Raw genomic sequence first — 14,106 nt, 5'->3', positions numbered from 1 at the left:
AAAAGGGGGCGGTGGTGCCGCCCCCCCCTATGTACGCCCGTTCGGTTCGAGCAGCTTCGAGCTTGTCGAGAAGCGTCCGTCGAGAACGCCTGTCCAGCGGAACCCCGTTCTCGATACGCGCTCTCGACAGGCTCGATCGCTACTCGAACCGAACGGGGTGGGTAGGGTAGGTAGGGATCACCCCACGAACGCCCGCTCGATCACATAATCGCCCGGCTTCGCATTCGACCCTTCCTCGAACCCCAGTCCTTCCAGATATTCCGAGAAATCCCGGATCATTTCGGTCGATCCGCACAGCATGATGCGGTCGGTCGCCGGGTCGAACGCCTGCGCGCCGCCGATCCGTGCGCTGAACAGCGTGCCGTTCTCGACCAGCGCGTCGATACGGCCAGTAGTGTGGAATTCCTCGCGCGTGACCGTGGGCACATAGGTGAACTGCGCCGCCGCCTGATCCTCGACCAGCGGATCGCCCGACAGGTACGATTCCAGCGTCGTGCGGAACGCGAGGTCGGACACGCGGCGCACCGAATGGACGACGACGATCGACGAATACATCTCATACACGTCCGGGTCGCGGATCAGCGACAGGAACGGGGCAAGGCCGGTGCCGGTCGACAGCATGAACAGCCGCTCACCCGGCTTCAGCGCGTCGGTGACCAACGTGCCCGTGGGCTTCTTGCCGAGGAAGATCTCGTCGCCCGGCACGATCTGCTGCAGCTTCGACGTCAGCGGGCCGTCCGGCACCTTGATCGACAGGAACTCCAGTTCCTCGGCATAGGCCGGGCTGGCGATCGAATAGGCGCGCAGCAACGGCTTGCCGTTGTCGCCGGGCAGGCCGATCATCACGAACTCGCCCGACCGGAAGCGGAAGCTGGGCGGGCGGGTGATGGTGAAGCTGAAGAGATGCTCGTTCCAGTGGCGCACCGAACGCACGCGCTCGACGCTCAGCGCGTTGGTGGGTTCGAGGCCGTGGACGACGGCGGTGCGGTCGGTCATCGATAATCCTTACGTCCTGACGTTGGTCCCCGGCGGCAGCCCGACCTGTCCGAGCATTGCCGCCGTCCGGGCCAGCGCGCAAAAAGTGGGGGCGATCGCCTCTTCGGCGACCAGCAGCGAAAGCGTGGTCCGCGCCTTCGCATCGCGTCCCGTTACGAGATCGCGCGCCAAGGTCAAGAGAACCGATTCATCGTCGGTCACAAGCCCGCATTTACAATTGATCTGGATCGGTACGCGGGCATGGGTCGACAGCTGGGTCATCCACCCGTCGAAATCGCCGAGCGCGTCGAGCGCACCCGATTGGGCGAAGCGCGCCGCCAGCAGCGCGGCGGGACATTGGCAGGCGCTGCGTGCCGCCACCCACAACCGGATCGCATCGATCAGGAAGCGGTCGCCGGGGGACAGGACCGATACCGGCCGGTCGATCAGATCGTACATAGAGCCTCGCTATTGATACGCATTCGCAATGGCTATCGCGGATCGGACGGGTCGTCAATGGGGTCGCTGCGGTTCGGACGCCGGCGCGATGCGGCCGGTCGATTTCGCGAAAAATGCGTGAATCTTAAACGCGATGTTCAGTATTTCGCGGCAAAACCGGGCGGAATGGGTCGGTCGAGGGGGATGCATGTTGCAGTTGAAGGTCCGGGGGCGGATCAATCTGATCGGGGTGGTCGCCGCGCTGGGACTCATCACGCTGCTGTGCATCAGCCTGTTCCACCTGTCCTCGGTCATGCACCGCGACATCGAACGCAGCACGCGACAGGCGGTGGAGGCGGCACGATCGGTCGTCGTCCATTATCATGACGAGGAAGTCGCCGGGCGCATGACCCGGGCCGAAGCGCAGCGCGCGGCGCTCGGCACGCTCAAGACCATGCGCTATGACGGCACCGAATATTTCTGGGTCAACGACCTGCATCCCACGATGCTGATGCATCCGACCAAGCCGGAAATGAACGGCACCGACCTCAACAATTATCGCGACGCGACCGGCCGGACCCATTTCGTCGAGATGGCGCAGATCGTGAAGACCAAGGGCGCGGGCTTCCTCAGCTATCACTGGAGCAAGCCGGGGCAGAAGGAAGCGCAGCCGAAACTCTCCTATGTCGCGGGCTTCGCGCCATGGGGCTGGGTGATCGGGTCGGGGGTGTTCATCGACCGGATCAACGGCGCGATCTTCGATGCCGCTCTTTACCTAAGCGCGCTGGCGCTGGCAGTGATGCTGCTGGTGGCGTTCTGCGCCTATCGCATCGGCCGGTCGATCTCGCTGCCGGTCGAGGCGGTGGCGGGGCGGATGCGGTCGCTGGCGGCGGGGGACACCGCTTCGGCCATTCCCGGCCGCGACCGGCATGACGAGGTGGGCGAGATGGCCCAGGCGCTCGAAACCTTCCGCGACACCGCGATCGTCGCTGCCGAACGCGAGGCGGAACAGCAGCGCGTGGTCGAAGTGGTCGGCGGCGGGCTGGCCGCGCTGGCGAAGGGGCATCTGGACGCACGGATCGGCGATTCGCTGACCGGATCGTTCCGCAAGCTGGGCAGCGATTTCGATTCGGCGATGGGCGCGCTCAACGATGCGATGCGCGCGGTGGTCGCCTCGACCGGCGGCATCCGCGACGGCGCGTCGGACATCAGCAGCGCATCGGACGACCTGTCGCGCCGCACCGAACAGCAGGCGGCGAGCCTTGAGGAAACGGCGGCGGCGCTCGACGAGATCACCGCGACCGTGCGCAGCACCGCGACCGGCGCGGCGCAGGCCAATGTGACGATGGCGGCCACCCGCGGCGATGCCGAGGAAGGCGTCCGCATCGTGCGCCAGGCGGTCGAGGCGATGGGCGGGATCAAGCGCGCGTCGGACGAAATCGCCGACATCATCTCGGTCATCGACGGCATCGCGTTCCAGACCAACCTCCTCGCGCTCAACGCCGGGGTCGAGGCGGCGCGGGCGGGCGACGCGGGCAAGGGCTTCGCGGTGGTCGCCTCCGAAGTCCGCGCGCTGGCACAGCGGTCGGCCAATGCCGCCAGCGACGTGAAGAGCCGCATCCTCGCCAGCGGCAACCAGGTCGAGATCGGCGTCGACCTGGTCGGCGAAACCGGCGAGGCGCTGGAGCGGATCGTCGGCCGCATCGCCGAGATCGCCGGGCTGGTCGCGACGATCGCCAAGGGCGCGGACGAACAGTCGTCGGGCCTGCAACAGGTCAATATCGCGGTCAGCGAGATGGATTCGGTGACGCAGCAGAACGCGGCGATGGTCGAGGAAAGCACCGCCGCCGCCCGTGGCCTCGCCGATCAGGCGGCAGCCCTCGCCCAGCATGTCGACCGCTTCCAGCTATCGGCCGAGGCCCGCCGCACGCTCCCCTTCCGCGCGGCGGCGTGAGGGTCCGTAGCATGATCGGGTCGTCACCCCGGGCTTGACCCGGGTCCCGCTTCTGCCGAACCCGGCGCCACCCTGTCTTTCCGTCACAGAACCGCTATGCGCCATCCGTCCTCCTGCGCAACCGATGGCAACCCGATGACCCTTACCCTCTACGGCATCCCCATTGCGAGGGATCTGTCAGGTTGTACGTAGAAGTCGTGAGCGGCAGCCATGTTTGTAATTGAAGATGAGTGGCACGCCGAGTGGATCGGCGAATTTGTCGATATGGCAGATGCGTATGGGCAACTGCGCCGCCTCGCTTCGCTTCCTTGGAATAAACTTCCCAATCGCTGCCCTTGCACGAGTTGGCTCACCTGCGAACGACGCTATCGGTTGATCGAATTCGACACTACTGCCGAGCCGTGGAGGACTGTCTCGAACGAAGCTATTCTTGAGGTATCGGCGAAGGATACGCTTTGGCTTCGAGACTTGCCAAGCGCGGATGCTGCACCAAAGGAACCGAGCGTATGACGATAACCATATATGGGATTCCGGCCTGCGACACGATGAAGAAGGCGCGCACCTGGCTCGACACGAACGGAATCGGCTACACCTTCCACGACTATAAGAAGGCCGGGATCGACCGCGCGACGCTGGAACAATGGGTCGAAGCACTCGGCTGGGAGGCGCTGCTCAATCGCAGCGGCACGACGTTCCGCAAGCTGCCCGATGCCGACAAGGTCGATCTCGACGCACCCCGCGCGATCGATCTAATGCTGGCCCAGCCGTCGATGATCCGCCGCCCGGTGCTGGTCGGCGACGGCTGGATCGAAACCGGGTTCAAGCCCGAACGCTATGCGGAGCGATTCGCCATCGCCGGGTAAGTGCGTTAACCATCACGCACAGGCATCATTGCGATGCCGTATCGAATCGCGGGTGGAGAGGATCAGCATGGCACCGACGTTCGTCCGGACTCCGCCGCCATGGTTCCGCATCGTCGCCATCCTGTTCCTGCTGTGGGGCGCAGCCGGCGTCTTCGCCTTCTACAGCCAGGTCACGATGGGACCTGCCGCCCTTGCCGCGATGGGCGAGGTTGACCGCCGCTTCTATGCCGCGCTGCCGCGCTGGTTCAACTGGATCTACGGCATCGCCACCTGGGGCGGGCTGCTCGGCAGCGTCGCGTTGTTGATCGGCCGGCGCTGGGCCGCGGGGCTTTATGCTGCATCGCTGCTCGCGGTCGCGATCCAGTTCGGCTGGGTCTTTACGGCGACCGACCTGATCGCGGCGGAGGGCGCGGCGGCGACGGTGCCGTTCCCGCTGGTGATCTTCGCCATCGCGCTATGGCAATTGGCCGTGGCCCGGCACGGCACGGCGCGCGGGTGGCTTCGCTGATCGCTTCGGGCTAGACCGCGCGGATGTCCACGACCTTCACCATCGACACCGCCACCAGCCGCGCGACGCCCACCCCGGCGCCGATGAAGCGGCTGACCATCCCCGCCATCCGCGCCGCCAAGGGCAAGACCCCGCTGGTGATGCTGACCGCCTATACCGTGCGCATGGCGCAGCTAATGGACGCGCAGTGCGACATGCTGCTGGTCGGCGACAGCCTGGGGCAGGTGATCTACGGCCTGCCATCGACTGTGCCCGTTACGCTCGACATGATGGCGGCGCACGGGAGCGCGGTGGTGCGCGGTTCCTATCATTCGCTGGTCGTCATCGACCTGCCGTTCGGCAGCTATGAGGCCAGCCCGCAACAAGCGTTCGAAAGCGCGGCGATGCTGCTCAAGGCGACCGGTGCCGCGGCGGTGAAGCTGGAGGGCGGCACGGCGATGGCGGAAACCGTCGCCTTCCTGTCGCAGCGGGGCATTCCCGTGATGGGCCATGTCGGCCTGACGCCGCAGGCGGTGAACCAGCTTGGCGGCTATGGCGCGCGCGGGCGCAGCGCAGCGGAGGCGGAAAAGATCGTCGCCGATGCGGTCGCGGTCGCCGAAGCCGGCGCCTTCGCCGTGGTGATCGAGGGCGTGGTCGAACCGATCGCGGTGGAGATCACCCGGCGCATCGCCTGTCCCACGATCGGCATCGGCGCGTCGGCCGCGTGCGACGGACAGGTGCTGGTGGCCGAGGACATGCTCGGCCTGTTCGAACGCACCCCGCGCTTCGTGAAGACGTTCGACGACATGGCCGGCCATATCGCGAAGGCGGTCACGACTTATGCCGACGAGGTGCGCACGCGGACCTTCCCCGGCCCAGCGCAACTCTACGCGCCGAAGGATTGAGACGAACCCCCAACCGCCACGTCACCCCGGACTTGATCCGGGGTCCCGCTTCTTCTTCTACCGTAGCAAGAAAGCGGGACCCCGGATCAAGTCCGGGGTGACGGAACGGGAACGTTGTTCATCCCCCGCACAGCCGCGCTTCCCCATGGTCCCGTGCCGGTAACCACCCCTACGACCAATCGCTTTCGTTTCCCTTGGGCGTCGGCTAAAGGAGCGCGCTTGATCTATCCCCTGGAGCTGTTCCCTTGGCGTTGACCCCGCAGAACAACGAAGCCTTCATCCGCGAAGTCGATGAAGAGCTGCGCCGTGAGCAGATGTCGAACATCGGCAAGCGCTACGGCCTGTGGATCATCGGCGCGGTCCTCCTCGCGCTCGTTGCGTTCGGCGGCTGGACCTGGTGGCAGCATCGCCAGAACACGCTGGCCGGCGAACAGGGCGAACAGCTCGCCACCGCGCTCGACGATATCGAACAGGGCCGCGTCGCGCAGGCGAACGCGATCGTCGGCAAGCTGACGACCTCCGACAAGGACGCCGTGCGCGCCACCGCCCTGCTGACCCAGGCCGACATGCTGCTGTCGAAGAACGATACCAAGGGCGCGGCCGCCGCCTTCGGCAAGGTCGCCGCCGACGAGACGCTGGCCCAGCCGTTCCGCGACATGGCGCTCGTCCGCCAGACCGCGGTCGAATATGATTCGTTGCAGCCGCAGCAGGTCATCGACCGGCTGCGCGGCCTCGCCGACAAGGGCAGCCCGTGGCTCGGCAGCGCGGGGGAGATGGTGGCCGTCGCCTATCTCCGCCAGAACAAGCTCAAGCAGGCCGGACAGACCTTTGCCCTGATCGCGCAGACCGATGGCGTGCCCGAAAGCCTGCGTGCGCGTGCCGTGCAGATGGCCGGGTCGCTCGGCGTCGATGCCGCGCCCGCCGCTCCCGCCGCCGCCGCGCAATAACCCCCTTCGATACCGGAACCCTTTCCCCATGAAGACGCATCTGAAACTCTCGGCAGCGGTTGCGGCGTTGGCGCTGCTGGGCGGTTGCGGCGCACTCAAGGGCAAGGGCCCGGCGCGCACGCCCGTCGTCGGACAGCGCGTGCCGATCCTCGCGTCCGAAAACCTCGCCACGGTCGATCCGGCGCTGGCGAACCTGCAGGTCGTGCTGCCGCTCGCCGAAACCAATGCCGACTGGTCGCAGCCCGGCGGCAACGCCTCGAAATCGATGAGTCATGTCGCATTGGGCGACACGTTGCGCCAGGTGTGGAGCGCGCGGATCGAGGGCGGCAATACCCGCACTCGGCTGGCCGCATCGCCGGTGGTCGTCGGTGGTCGCCTGTACGTGATCGACGTCGAAGGCGTGGTCACCGCGATGGATGCCGCGACCGGCGCGACCGTATGGACCGCGCGGACCGTACCCGGCGACGACAATCCGCGTGCCCGCTTCGGCGGCGGCGTGTCGGTGGAGGGTGAGCGTGCCTTCGCCACCGATGGTCTGGGCGATGTCGTCGCGTTCAACACCGCCGACGGCAAGGAAGTGTGGCGCGCCAAGCCCGGCGGCCCCTTACGCGGTGCCCCCTCGCTCGCCAACGGGCAGGTCTATGTCGTCAGCCAGGACAACCAGCTGTTCGCGCTGGACCAGAGCGACGGCAAGGTGGTGTGGACTCAGTCGGGCAGCATCGAATCGCAGGGCGTGTTCGGCGTCGCTGCGCCCGCTTCGGCCCAGGGCACGGTCGTCGCCGGCTTCTCGTCGGGCGAGCTGAACGCCTATCGCTACGAAAATGGCCGGTCGGTCTGGGGCGACAGCCTGTCGCGCACCTCCGCCTCGACCTCGGTGTCGGCGCTGGCCGATATCGACGCCGAACCGGTGATCGACAATGGTCGCGTCTATGCGGTCGGGCAGGGCGGTCGCATGGTCGCGCTCGAACTCGTGTCGGGCCAGCGGCTGTGGGAACAGAATCTCGCCGGCATCTCGACGCCGTGGGTCGCGGGCGAATGGATCTTCGTCGTGACCGACGACGCGCGCCTGCTGTGCATCTCGCGCGGCAGCGGCAAGCTGCGCTGGGTCCAGCAGCTGCCCGGCTTCCGCAACGAAAAGAAGCGCAAGAACCCGATCAGCTGGGTCGGCCCGATCCTGGCGGGCAACCGCCTGATCCTCGCCAATTCGGAAGGGCAGCTGGTATCGGCCTCGGTCGCCGACGGCTCGATCACATCGACGCAGGAAACCCGGTCGAAGGCGGGGTATAACCTGTCGCCGATCGTGGCGAACGGTATGCTGTACCTGCTCGACGATGCCGGGCAGCTTACCGCCTGGAAGTAACACCAACCACTCGTCATCCCCGCGCAGGCGGGGATCCATAGACGCAGCGCTCCTGATGGAAACGCTGCGTCGGCGTTTATGGGTTCCCGCCTGCGCGGGAACGACGAGAGGAGCCAACACCCTCGACCCGGCCTCCCTTACCCCCTACACTCGGCGGCAACCCGGCACCCCAGGAATCCCCATGCCCTTACCCGTCGTCGCCATCATCGGCCGTCCCAATGTCGGCAAGTCGACGCTGTTCAACCGCCTCGTCGGCAAGCGGCTGGCGCTGGTCGATGACCAGCCGGGCGTGACCCGCGACCGGCGGGAAGGGGAGGCGACCTTGCTCGGCCTCGACTTCACCATTGTCGACACCGCCGGGTTCGAGGATGAAGACGCCGCAACCCTGCCGGGGCGGATGCGGATGCAGACCCAGGCGGCGGTCGAGATGGCCGATGTCGCGCTGTTCATGATCGACGCCCGCGCCGGCATCACGCCGCTGGACGAGGAAATCGCCCGCTGGCTGCGCTCGTCGGGCGGCACCGTCGTGCTGGTCGCGAACAAGGCGGAGGGCCGCGCGGGCGAGAACGGCGTGCTCGAATCGCTGGCGCTGGGCTTTGGCGATCCGGTGCAGCTCTCGGCCGAACATGGTGAGGGCGTCGCCGACCTGTTCGAGGCGCTGCGCCCCTATATCGAGCGCGAGGACGAGCCGGAGCCGGAGGAAGAAGGCGAGTTCGACCCCGAAACCGCCGTCCTGAAGCTCGCCATCGTCGGCCGCCCCAACGCGGGCAAGTCGACGCTGATCAACCGTTTCCTTGGGCAGGACCGGCTCATCACCGGTCCCGAAGCGGGGATCACCCGCGATTCGATCGCGGTCGACTGGAACTGGACCGCCCCCGACGGTCGTGTCCGCCCCGTCCGGCTGATCGACACCGCCGGCATGCGCAAGAAGGCGCGGGTGCAGGAAAAGCTCGAAAAGCTCTCGGTCGCCGACGCGCTCCACGCGATCGACTTTGCCGAGGTCGTCGTGCTGCTTCTCGACGGCACGCGGGGCCTCGAACTGCAGGACATCAAGATCGCCGATCGCGTGCTGCAAGAGGGCCGCGCGCTGGTAATCGCGCTCAACAAATGGGACATCGCCGAACACGCATCGTCGCTGTTCAATGGCGTGAAGGGCGCGCTCGACGAAGGGCTGGCGCAGGCCAAGGGCGTGCCGCTGCTGACCGTATCGGCCGCCACCGGCAAGGGGCTGGACGTGCTGATGCAGGCGGCGTTCGAAACCCGCGAAGCCTGGGGCCGCCGCGTGTCGACGGGACAGCTTAACCGCTGGTTCGACCGCGCGCTGGAGGCCAACCCGCCGCCCGCGCCCGGCGGCAAGCGCATCAAGATGCGCTACATCACGCAGAACAAGACGCGTCCGCCCAGCTTCGTACTGTTCGGCACCCGCGTCGACCAGCTGCCCGAAAGCTACAAGCGTTATCTCATTAACGGCTTGCGCAAGGAATTCGGCTTCGGCGCAGTCCCCGTCCGCCTGAACCTCCGCGCCCCGAAAAACCCCTTCGACCACGCAAAGTGACCCGCATCGACGCCCGCGGCATGCGCTGCCCCTGGCCCGCCATCCGGCTGGCCCGGGCGCTGCGCGACGGGGCGCAGATGGTGGAGATCGCAGCCGACGACCCCCGCGCGGCCGGTGAATTGGCAAGTGCGGCAACGGCGGTCGGTGCGCGGCTGGACGTGGTGGGCGAGGGTGTGTTCCGGGTGGCGCGGTGATGACGGAGGACGCTTCCTACCAGCCCACGTCCGGCTTCCTGATCGACGTGTTGAACGAAGCGGTTCCACTATCCGGCAGCGAGTTTGGCGAGCACAATCTGCGGCGGGTCATCGACTATCTGACGGATGCAGAGGCGGTGAACCGGGATTGGGCCGCATTCATTTTGGGCAATGCCGACCTCGATACCCCGGCGATCCGCGATGCGCTGCTGGCGGCCGCTACGACGGATTGCTCGCCGCGCGTCAGGGCCGAGGCGTTGCGTGGACTCGCCCAAATCGCTCCGGCGAAGGCGCTACCGCACGTCCGCCAGGCCTTGTCCGCCGAGATGGCTCTCGTCAACGTCTTCGAAGCGGCGGAAATCATCGCCGATCCGTCGCTGGTCGATGCACTACGACCATGGTCCGATCCGTCGGACGACCCGTACCTAGATGGACTGGTGGCGGCCGCGATTGCCGCATGTGAGCAAGGAAAGGGAACCTGACCCAAACGTCATCCCAGCGAAGGCTGGGATCTCCCCATTATAGCACGGCAGCAAGAGCCGCTTGAGGCCCCAGCCTTCGCTGGGGCGACGCATCTGGCTGGGTGACGCGGCGCACAGTCGCCACCCATCTCGCCTTTCCTACAACCGTCCGGACATGCCATGCTCCGCCTGGTTCTTTTACATCGCCGGAACATCGCGCCTCGCACATGGCGCAAACCGCACGACGCACCAACCATACACGAGTGTGAACTTAGTGAACTTTGGACCGCCTTACGGCTTCGCTTCCCAGGGTTTATCCCGCAAATTCAAATGGGTAATCCCCCGTGCCTTCAACCTTGGCCCCAGGAAGCGGTAGAAGAACCAGTCTTTCGCCGCGAACGGCGTGGCGTGGTACAGGAGCCGCTCGCCCAGCGTCCAGCGTACCCGCCGGCGGTCCGACCGGCGTGGCGAAGGTTTCGCCCAGAAATTATAGGGATAGACGACGCGGCCAAGCTTTGCGACCCGCTGCATGATCTCATGATCCAGCAGCACATAAGGCCAGAGTTTCTCCGAGAAACCGCCCGCCTGTACCAGCGCCGCCGTGCGGAACGCCTGTCCGTAACCACCGGTATGCGTCTGTTTCGACAGCAGTTTCGTCACGACCCCGGCATAGAGCGCCCGCCGCAGCCTTTGCCCTGATGCATCGACGCCCAGCGCCATCACCGCCACCGTTCGCGGATCGGCATCGAACGTGCGTTCCGCCTCGGCCAGGTAATGCGGCGGGTAATAGGTATCCGCATCGCCGAACGCGCAGAATTCGGTGGTGAGTTCGGCCATCGCCGTTTCCAGCGCATGGATCTTGCCGGGCCGCGCCTCCGACAGGTGCACGACCTCGATCCCCGGCGCGGTGAAGGCGCGGGCGATCGCGTCCGACCCGTCGGTCGATCCGTTGTCGACCAGCACCAGCCGGAACGGCACGCTCTGCGCCGCCAGTGCCGCCAGCGTGGCGGGCAGGAAGTCCGCCTCGTTGTAATAGGCGATCACGAACGTCCAGCGGCTCATGCGGCCAACTCCATCAACCGGCGACAGGCGGCCTCCGACGACCGGCGCCCGTGCGTCGCGACGACATGGGCGCGCGCCGCCGCCCCCATCGCCGCCAGCGCTGCCGGATCGGCGAGCAGCGCGTCGACCTTGTCACGATAGTCGTTATCCTTGACCAGCAGCCCGCAGCTGGCCGGGATCACGTCCGCCCCGATCCGGTCGTCGAACGCCGCGACCGGCAGGCCGCACGCCATCGCTTCGGGGATCGCGCGCGGGAAATAGTCGCGCCGCCCGGCATGAAAGAACAGCCGCGCCTGTGCCAGCATCGCCGGCACCTCGCCGTTCGGTACATGGCCCAGCCAGTGCACCTGCGGAAAGCGCCGCTGCAACGCCGCCGCCTGCGGCCCGTCGCCGATCACCGCGACCCGGTGACGGTCGCCCAGCGCCGCGATCTCGTCGAACTTCTTGTAGGGCGTCAGGCGGCTGGTCGCGATCACGTCGAACCGTTTGTCCGCCACCAGCGGTGCGAAGCGGTCGGTATCGATCGTCTTGGGCAGCCGCTGCATCCGCGCCTCCGGAATTGCCCTTCGCCAGAAGCGCCAGCCCGGCCGGATCAGCTTGGCCTCCTGCACGGCCGACTCCGGAAACAGGAACGCGGCATGCGGCATGATCCGGCTCCACCAGTCGCCACCGATGATGACCGCGAAGCGCCGCCGGTCGGGCCGCAGCACCCGGTCGAACAGGTCGAACCCGGCGCCGCCATTGCTGCCGATCAGCACGAACAGCGTCGCCGGATCGATCCGCGCGGCGGCGACCATCGCGTCGCTGCGCTGGTCGCGGGTCCGGGCGTCGGGGTTGGACGGCGCGAACAGGCGGATGGGGTAGGGGGCGATGCCCGGCAGCGCGGACATGGTATCCAGCGGTTCGCGTGCGAGTCCCCACAGCTCGGTCTCGACGCCCAGTTCGGTCAGGATCCCGGGCATGCGCCGGTCGCGATTGTCCCAGCGCAGCCATTCACCCACATCGGCGACGCCGTGATGGGTGGGATAGGTCAGGACGAAGACGATCCGCATTCCCGCCCGGCTACCAGCGCGAGGCCGGTCGCGCCACCCGATTGTCGAGGTGCCCGACTGCGGCTAAGGCGCTGGCGATGAACTGGTCCGACGACGGCGCGCGGGTAAGCTGCGTGATGGTGACCGCGAACCGTGCCGCGCTGGCGCGGCGCGCGGTCGACTGTTTTCTGCGGCAACGCTGGGCGAACCGCGAACTGGTCGTCGTCGACGATGGCGATCAGGATTACACGCCGCTCTTCGCCGATATCCCTGCCGACCGGCTGATCTACGACCGGGTGACGAAGACCCCCGACACGACGCTGGGTCGATTGCGCAACCGCACGCTGGACCTCGCGCGGGGCTCGATCGTCGCGCAATGGGACGATGACGACTGGTATCATCCCGACCGGCTGGTGCGGCAGGTCGCGGTGCTGGACGGCGGCAAGGACGCCTGCGTCCTGCGCGGCACGCTGATGCATCTCGATGCGCCCGAATGGTTCGACCATCCTTATGTCGGCACGCTGGAGCCGGGCGTACCGGGCAGCATCGTCCACCGCGCCGACCCGACCGCCCGCTACCCCGAAAAGCGGCGGGGCGAGGATACCGATTTCCTGCACCACTGGCCCATCGAGCACATCGGCGTGCTCGACGCGCCGGGCCTGTTCGTCCGCGCCTTCCACGGCGGCAACACCTGGGAGCGGACCCATTTCGAACGCCGGGTGCGCAACACGCCCGCCGCCGCGATCGAATATGCGCTGCGCCGCGTCCTGCCCGGCGGGGTATGGCGCCATTCGCGCTTCCGCCTCGATCCCGACACGCGCGCCGCGTTCGAGGCGTTCGTCGCCGATTCGCGCACCGCCGGGGTGTTCGCTTGACCTTGTCGGAACGTGCGCAGCGGCTGCACGACTGGTCGCAGACGCCTACCGCCGCGTTGGTGGGCAAGGTCTTCCGCGCGTTGTTCTTCGTCGGCGTGCTGCTGTGGCTGGTGCTGAAGGTCCGCGCGATCGGCTGGGCCAGCGTCGCCGCCGCGCTCCCGCGCACGCCATGGTTCTACATCCTGTTCGTCGTGATGTTCATGGCATTGCCGGTGTCGGAGGTGTGGATCTTCCGCCTGCTGCTCGGCCGACCCTTGCCCGGCAGCCTGTCGGTCTTCGTGCGCAAGCGGGTCTTCAACTCGGCGTTCGTCGGCTATTCGGGCGAGGTCTATCTGTTCGTCTGGGCGCGGCAGCGGCTGGGGATCGCGTCGAAGACGCTGCTGCTGGCGATCAAGGACAATGCGATCCTCTCGGCCCTCGCCTCCGCCGCGATCACCTCAATCCTGCTGGTCATCTTCATGGGGACGGGGCGGGCGAAATGGATCGCCGACTGGCTCCATTCGGCAGGCGGCATGCTACTGGCCGCCCTGCTGGTCGCGGGGTTCCTGACGCCGCTGCTCCTGCGCCTGCGCAGCCAGATATTGTCGGTCAGCTGGCGGGTCGCCGCCGCCGTGCTCGGCATCCATGTCGTGCGCATTCTGGTCGTCGTGCTGTTGCAGGCGACGCAATGGGCGGTGGTGCTGCCCGCCGAACCCTGGGGGGTGTGGGTCACCTTCCTGACGGTGCAGATGGTCATCAGCCGCCTGCCGATCGTGCCCAATCGCGACCTGCTGTTCCTGTCGGCCGCGCTGGAGATGAGCCATATCGTCGATGGCCCGCGCGCGGCGATGGCCGGGCTGCTGCTCGCCGGCGGCGCGCTGACGCAGGGAAGCAACCTGCTGTTCTTTCTGCTGACCAGTTTCCAGCGGCGCCGCGGCACGCTGCCCGTTGCCGAGGTCGATCCGCGGCTGGAGGCCGACATCGCCACGCCGGCGGTACCGCCGGCGGGCGAATAGGGGA

15 protein-coding genes are annotated in these 14,106 nt (G+C 67.1%); 11 read left to right on the top strand and 4 right to left on the bottom strand.

Going from position 1 to position 14,106, the window contains the following annotated elements; genetic code table 11:
• Positions 1 to 177: 177 nt before the first annotated feature.
• A complete protein-coding gene (locus tag PPZ50_RS14115; protein ID WP_066692886.1) occupies positions 178 to 996 on the bottom strand; it encodes a ferredoxin--NADP reductase in 819 nt (272 codons plus the stop codon).
• Positions 997 to 1,005: 9 nt separating this feature from the next.
• Complete coding sequence (locus PPZ50_RS14110) at positions 1,006 to 1,434, bottom strand: hypothetical protein (protein WP_272815341.1); 429 nt, start codon at positions 1,432 to 1,434, stop codon at positions 1,006 to 1,008.
• A gap of 187 nt (positions 1,435 to 1,621) precedes the next feature.
• On the opposite strand from PPZ50_RS14110, the gene PPZ50_RS14105 reads away from it, so the two are divergent.
• From PPZ50_RS14105 to PPZ50_RS14065, 9 genes are all read left to right on the top strand, one after another.
• On the top strand, positions 1,622 to 3,367 hold the full coding sequence (locus PPZ50_RS14105) for a methyl-accepting chemotaxis protein (protein WP_272815340.1): 1,746 nt from the start codon (positions 1,622 to 1,624) through the stop codon (positions 3,365 to 3,367).
• A gap of 506 nt (positions 3,368 to 3,873) precedes the next feature.
• Positions 3,874 to 4,230: an arsenate reductase gene (locus PPZ50_RS14100; protein WP_066689501.1), complete on the top strand. Its 357-nt coding sequence runs from the start codon at positions 3,874 to 3,876 to the stop codon at positions 4,228 to 4,230.
• Positions 4,231 to 4,297: 67 nt separating this feature from the next.
• Complete coding sequence (locus PPZ50_RS14095) at positions 4,298 to 4,738, top strand: hypothetical protein (RefSeq protein ID WP_272815339.1); 441 nt, start codon at positions 4,298 to 4,300, stop codon at positions 4,736 to 4,738.
• A gap of 23 nt (positions 4,739 to 4,761) precedes the next feature.
• The gene (gene panB, locus PPZ50_RS14090) at positions 4,762 to 5,622 is read left to right on the top strand and encodes a 3-methyl-2-oxobutanoate hydroxymethyltransferase (RefSeq protein ID WP_126013191.1); all 861 of its coding nucleotides are present in this window, start codon (positions 4,762 to 4,764) and stop codon (positions 5,620 to 5,622) included.
• A 245-nt stretch (positions 5,623 to 5,867) separates the two neighbouring features.
• Positions 5,868 to 6,569: a tetratricopeptide repeat protein gene (locus PPZ50_RS14085; RefSeq protein WP_066689498.1), complete on the top strand. Its 702-nt coding sequence runs from the start codon at positions 5,868 to 5,870 to the stop codon at positions 6,567 to 6,569.
• Between the two features lie 28 nt (positions 6,570 to 6,597).
• Positions 6,598 to 7,929 carry an outer membrane protein assembly factor BamB family protein gene (locus PPZ50_RS14080; RefSeq protein WP_066689497.1) on the top strand — a complete coding sequence of 444 codons (1,332 nt, stop codon included), beginning with the start codon at positions 6,598 to 6,600 and terminating at the stop codon, positions 7,927 to 7,929.
• Between the two features lie 181 nt (positions 7,930 to 8,110).
• A complete protein-coding gene (der, locus tag PPZ50_RS14075) occupies positions 8,111 to 9,484 on the top strand; it encodes a ribosome biogenesis GTPase Der (RefSeq protein ID WP_066689496.1) in 1,374 nt (457 codons plus the stop codon).
• Positions 9,481 to 9,678, top strand: coding sequence for a sulfurtransferase TusA family protein (locus PPZ50_RS14070; protein ID WP_066689495.1), 198 nt, complete (start codon positions 9,481 to 9,483; stop codon positions 9,676 to 9,678). The genes der and PPZ50_RS14070 overlap by 4 nt, the downstream gene beginning before the upstream one ends.
• The gene (locus PPZ50_RS14065; protein WP_066689494.1) at positions 9,678 to 10,160 is read left to right on the top strand and encodes a HEAT repeat domain-containing protein; all 483 of its coding nucleotides are present in this window, start codon (positions 9,678 to 9,680) and stop codon (positions 10,158 to 10,160) included. The genes PPZ50_RS14070 and PPZ50_RS14065 overlap by 1 nt, the downstream gene beginning before the upstream one ends.
• A gap of 270 nt (positions 10,161 to 10,430) precedes the next feature.
• Here PPZ50_RS14065 and PPZ50_RS14060 read toward each other — a convergent pair whose 3' ends face one another.
• On the bottom strand, positions 10,431 to 11,201 hold the full coding sequence (locus PPZ50_RS14060; protein ID WP_272815338.1) for a glycosyltransferase family 2 protein: 771 nt from the start codon (positions 11,199 to 11,201) through the stop codon (positions 10,431 to 10,433).
• Entirely contained in the window at positions 11,198 to 12,253 is a 1,056-nt protein-coding gene (locus PPZ50_RS14055; protein WP_272815337.1) for a glycosyltransferase, read from the bottom strand. Before PPZ50_RS14055 ends, PPZ50_RS14060 begins: the two co-directional genes overlap by 4 nt.
• 77 nt (positions 12,254 to 12,330) lie before the next feature.
• Between PPZ50_RS14055 and PPZ50_RS14050 the strand changes: the two genes are divergently transcribed.
• Both PPZ50_RS14050 and PPZ50_RS14045 read left to right on the top strand, forming a co-directional pair.
• Positions 12,331 to 13,107 (top strand): glycosyltransferase family A protein, encoded by a 777-nt coding sequence (locus PPZ50_RS14050; protein WP_272815336.1) that lies wholly within the window; start codon positions 12,331 to 12,333, stop codon positions 13,105 to 13,107.
• Positions 13,104 to 14,102 (top strand): hypothetical protein, encoded by a 999-nt coding sequence (locus tag PPZ50_RS14045; protein WP_272815335.1) that lies wholly within the window; start codon positions 13,104 to 13,106, stop codon positions 14,100 to 14,102. The genes PPZ50_RS14050 and PPZ50_RS14045 overlap by 4 nt, the downstream gene beginning before the upstream one ends.
• The last annotated feature ends 4 nt before the right edge of the window (positions 14,103 to 14,106 follow it).

Source organism: Sphingomonas hankookensis, assembly GCF_028551275.1.
GTDB classification, from domain to species: domain Bacteria; phylum Pseudomonadota; class Alphaproteobacteria; order Sphingomonadales; family Sphingomonadaceae; genus Sphingomonas; species Sphingomonas hankookensis_A.
The sequence above is the reverse complement of the archived record's forward strand: the minus strand, read 5'-3'. Positions and strand labels throughout refer to the sequence as shown.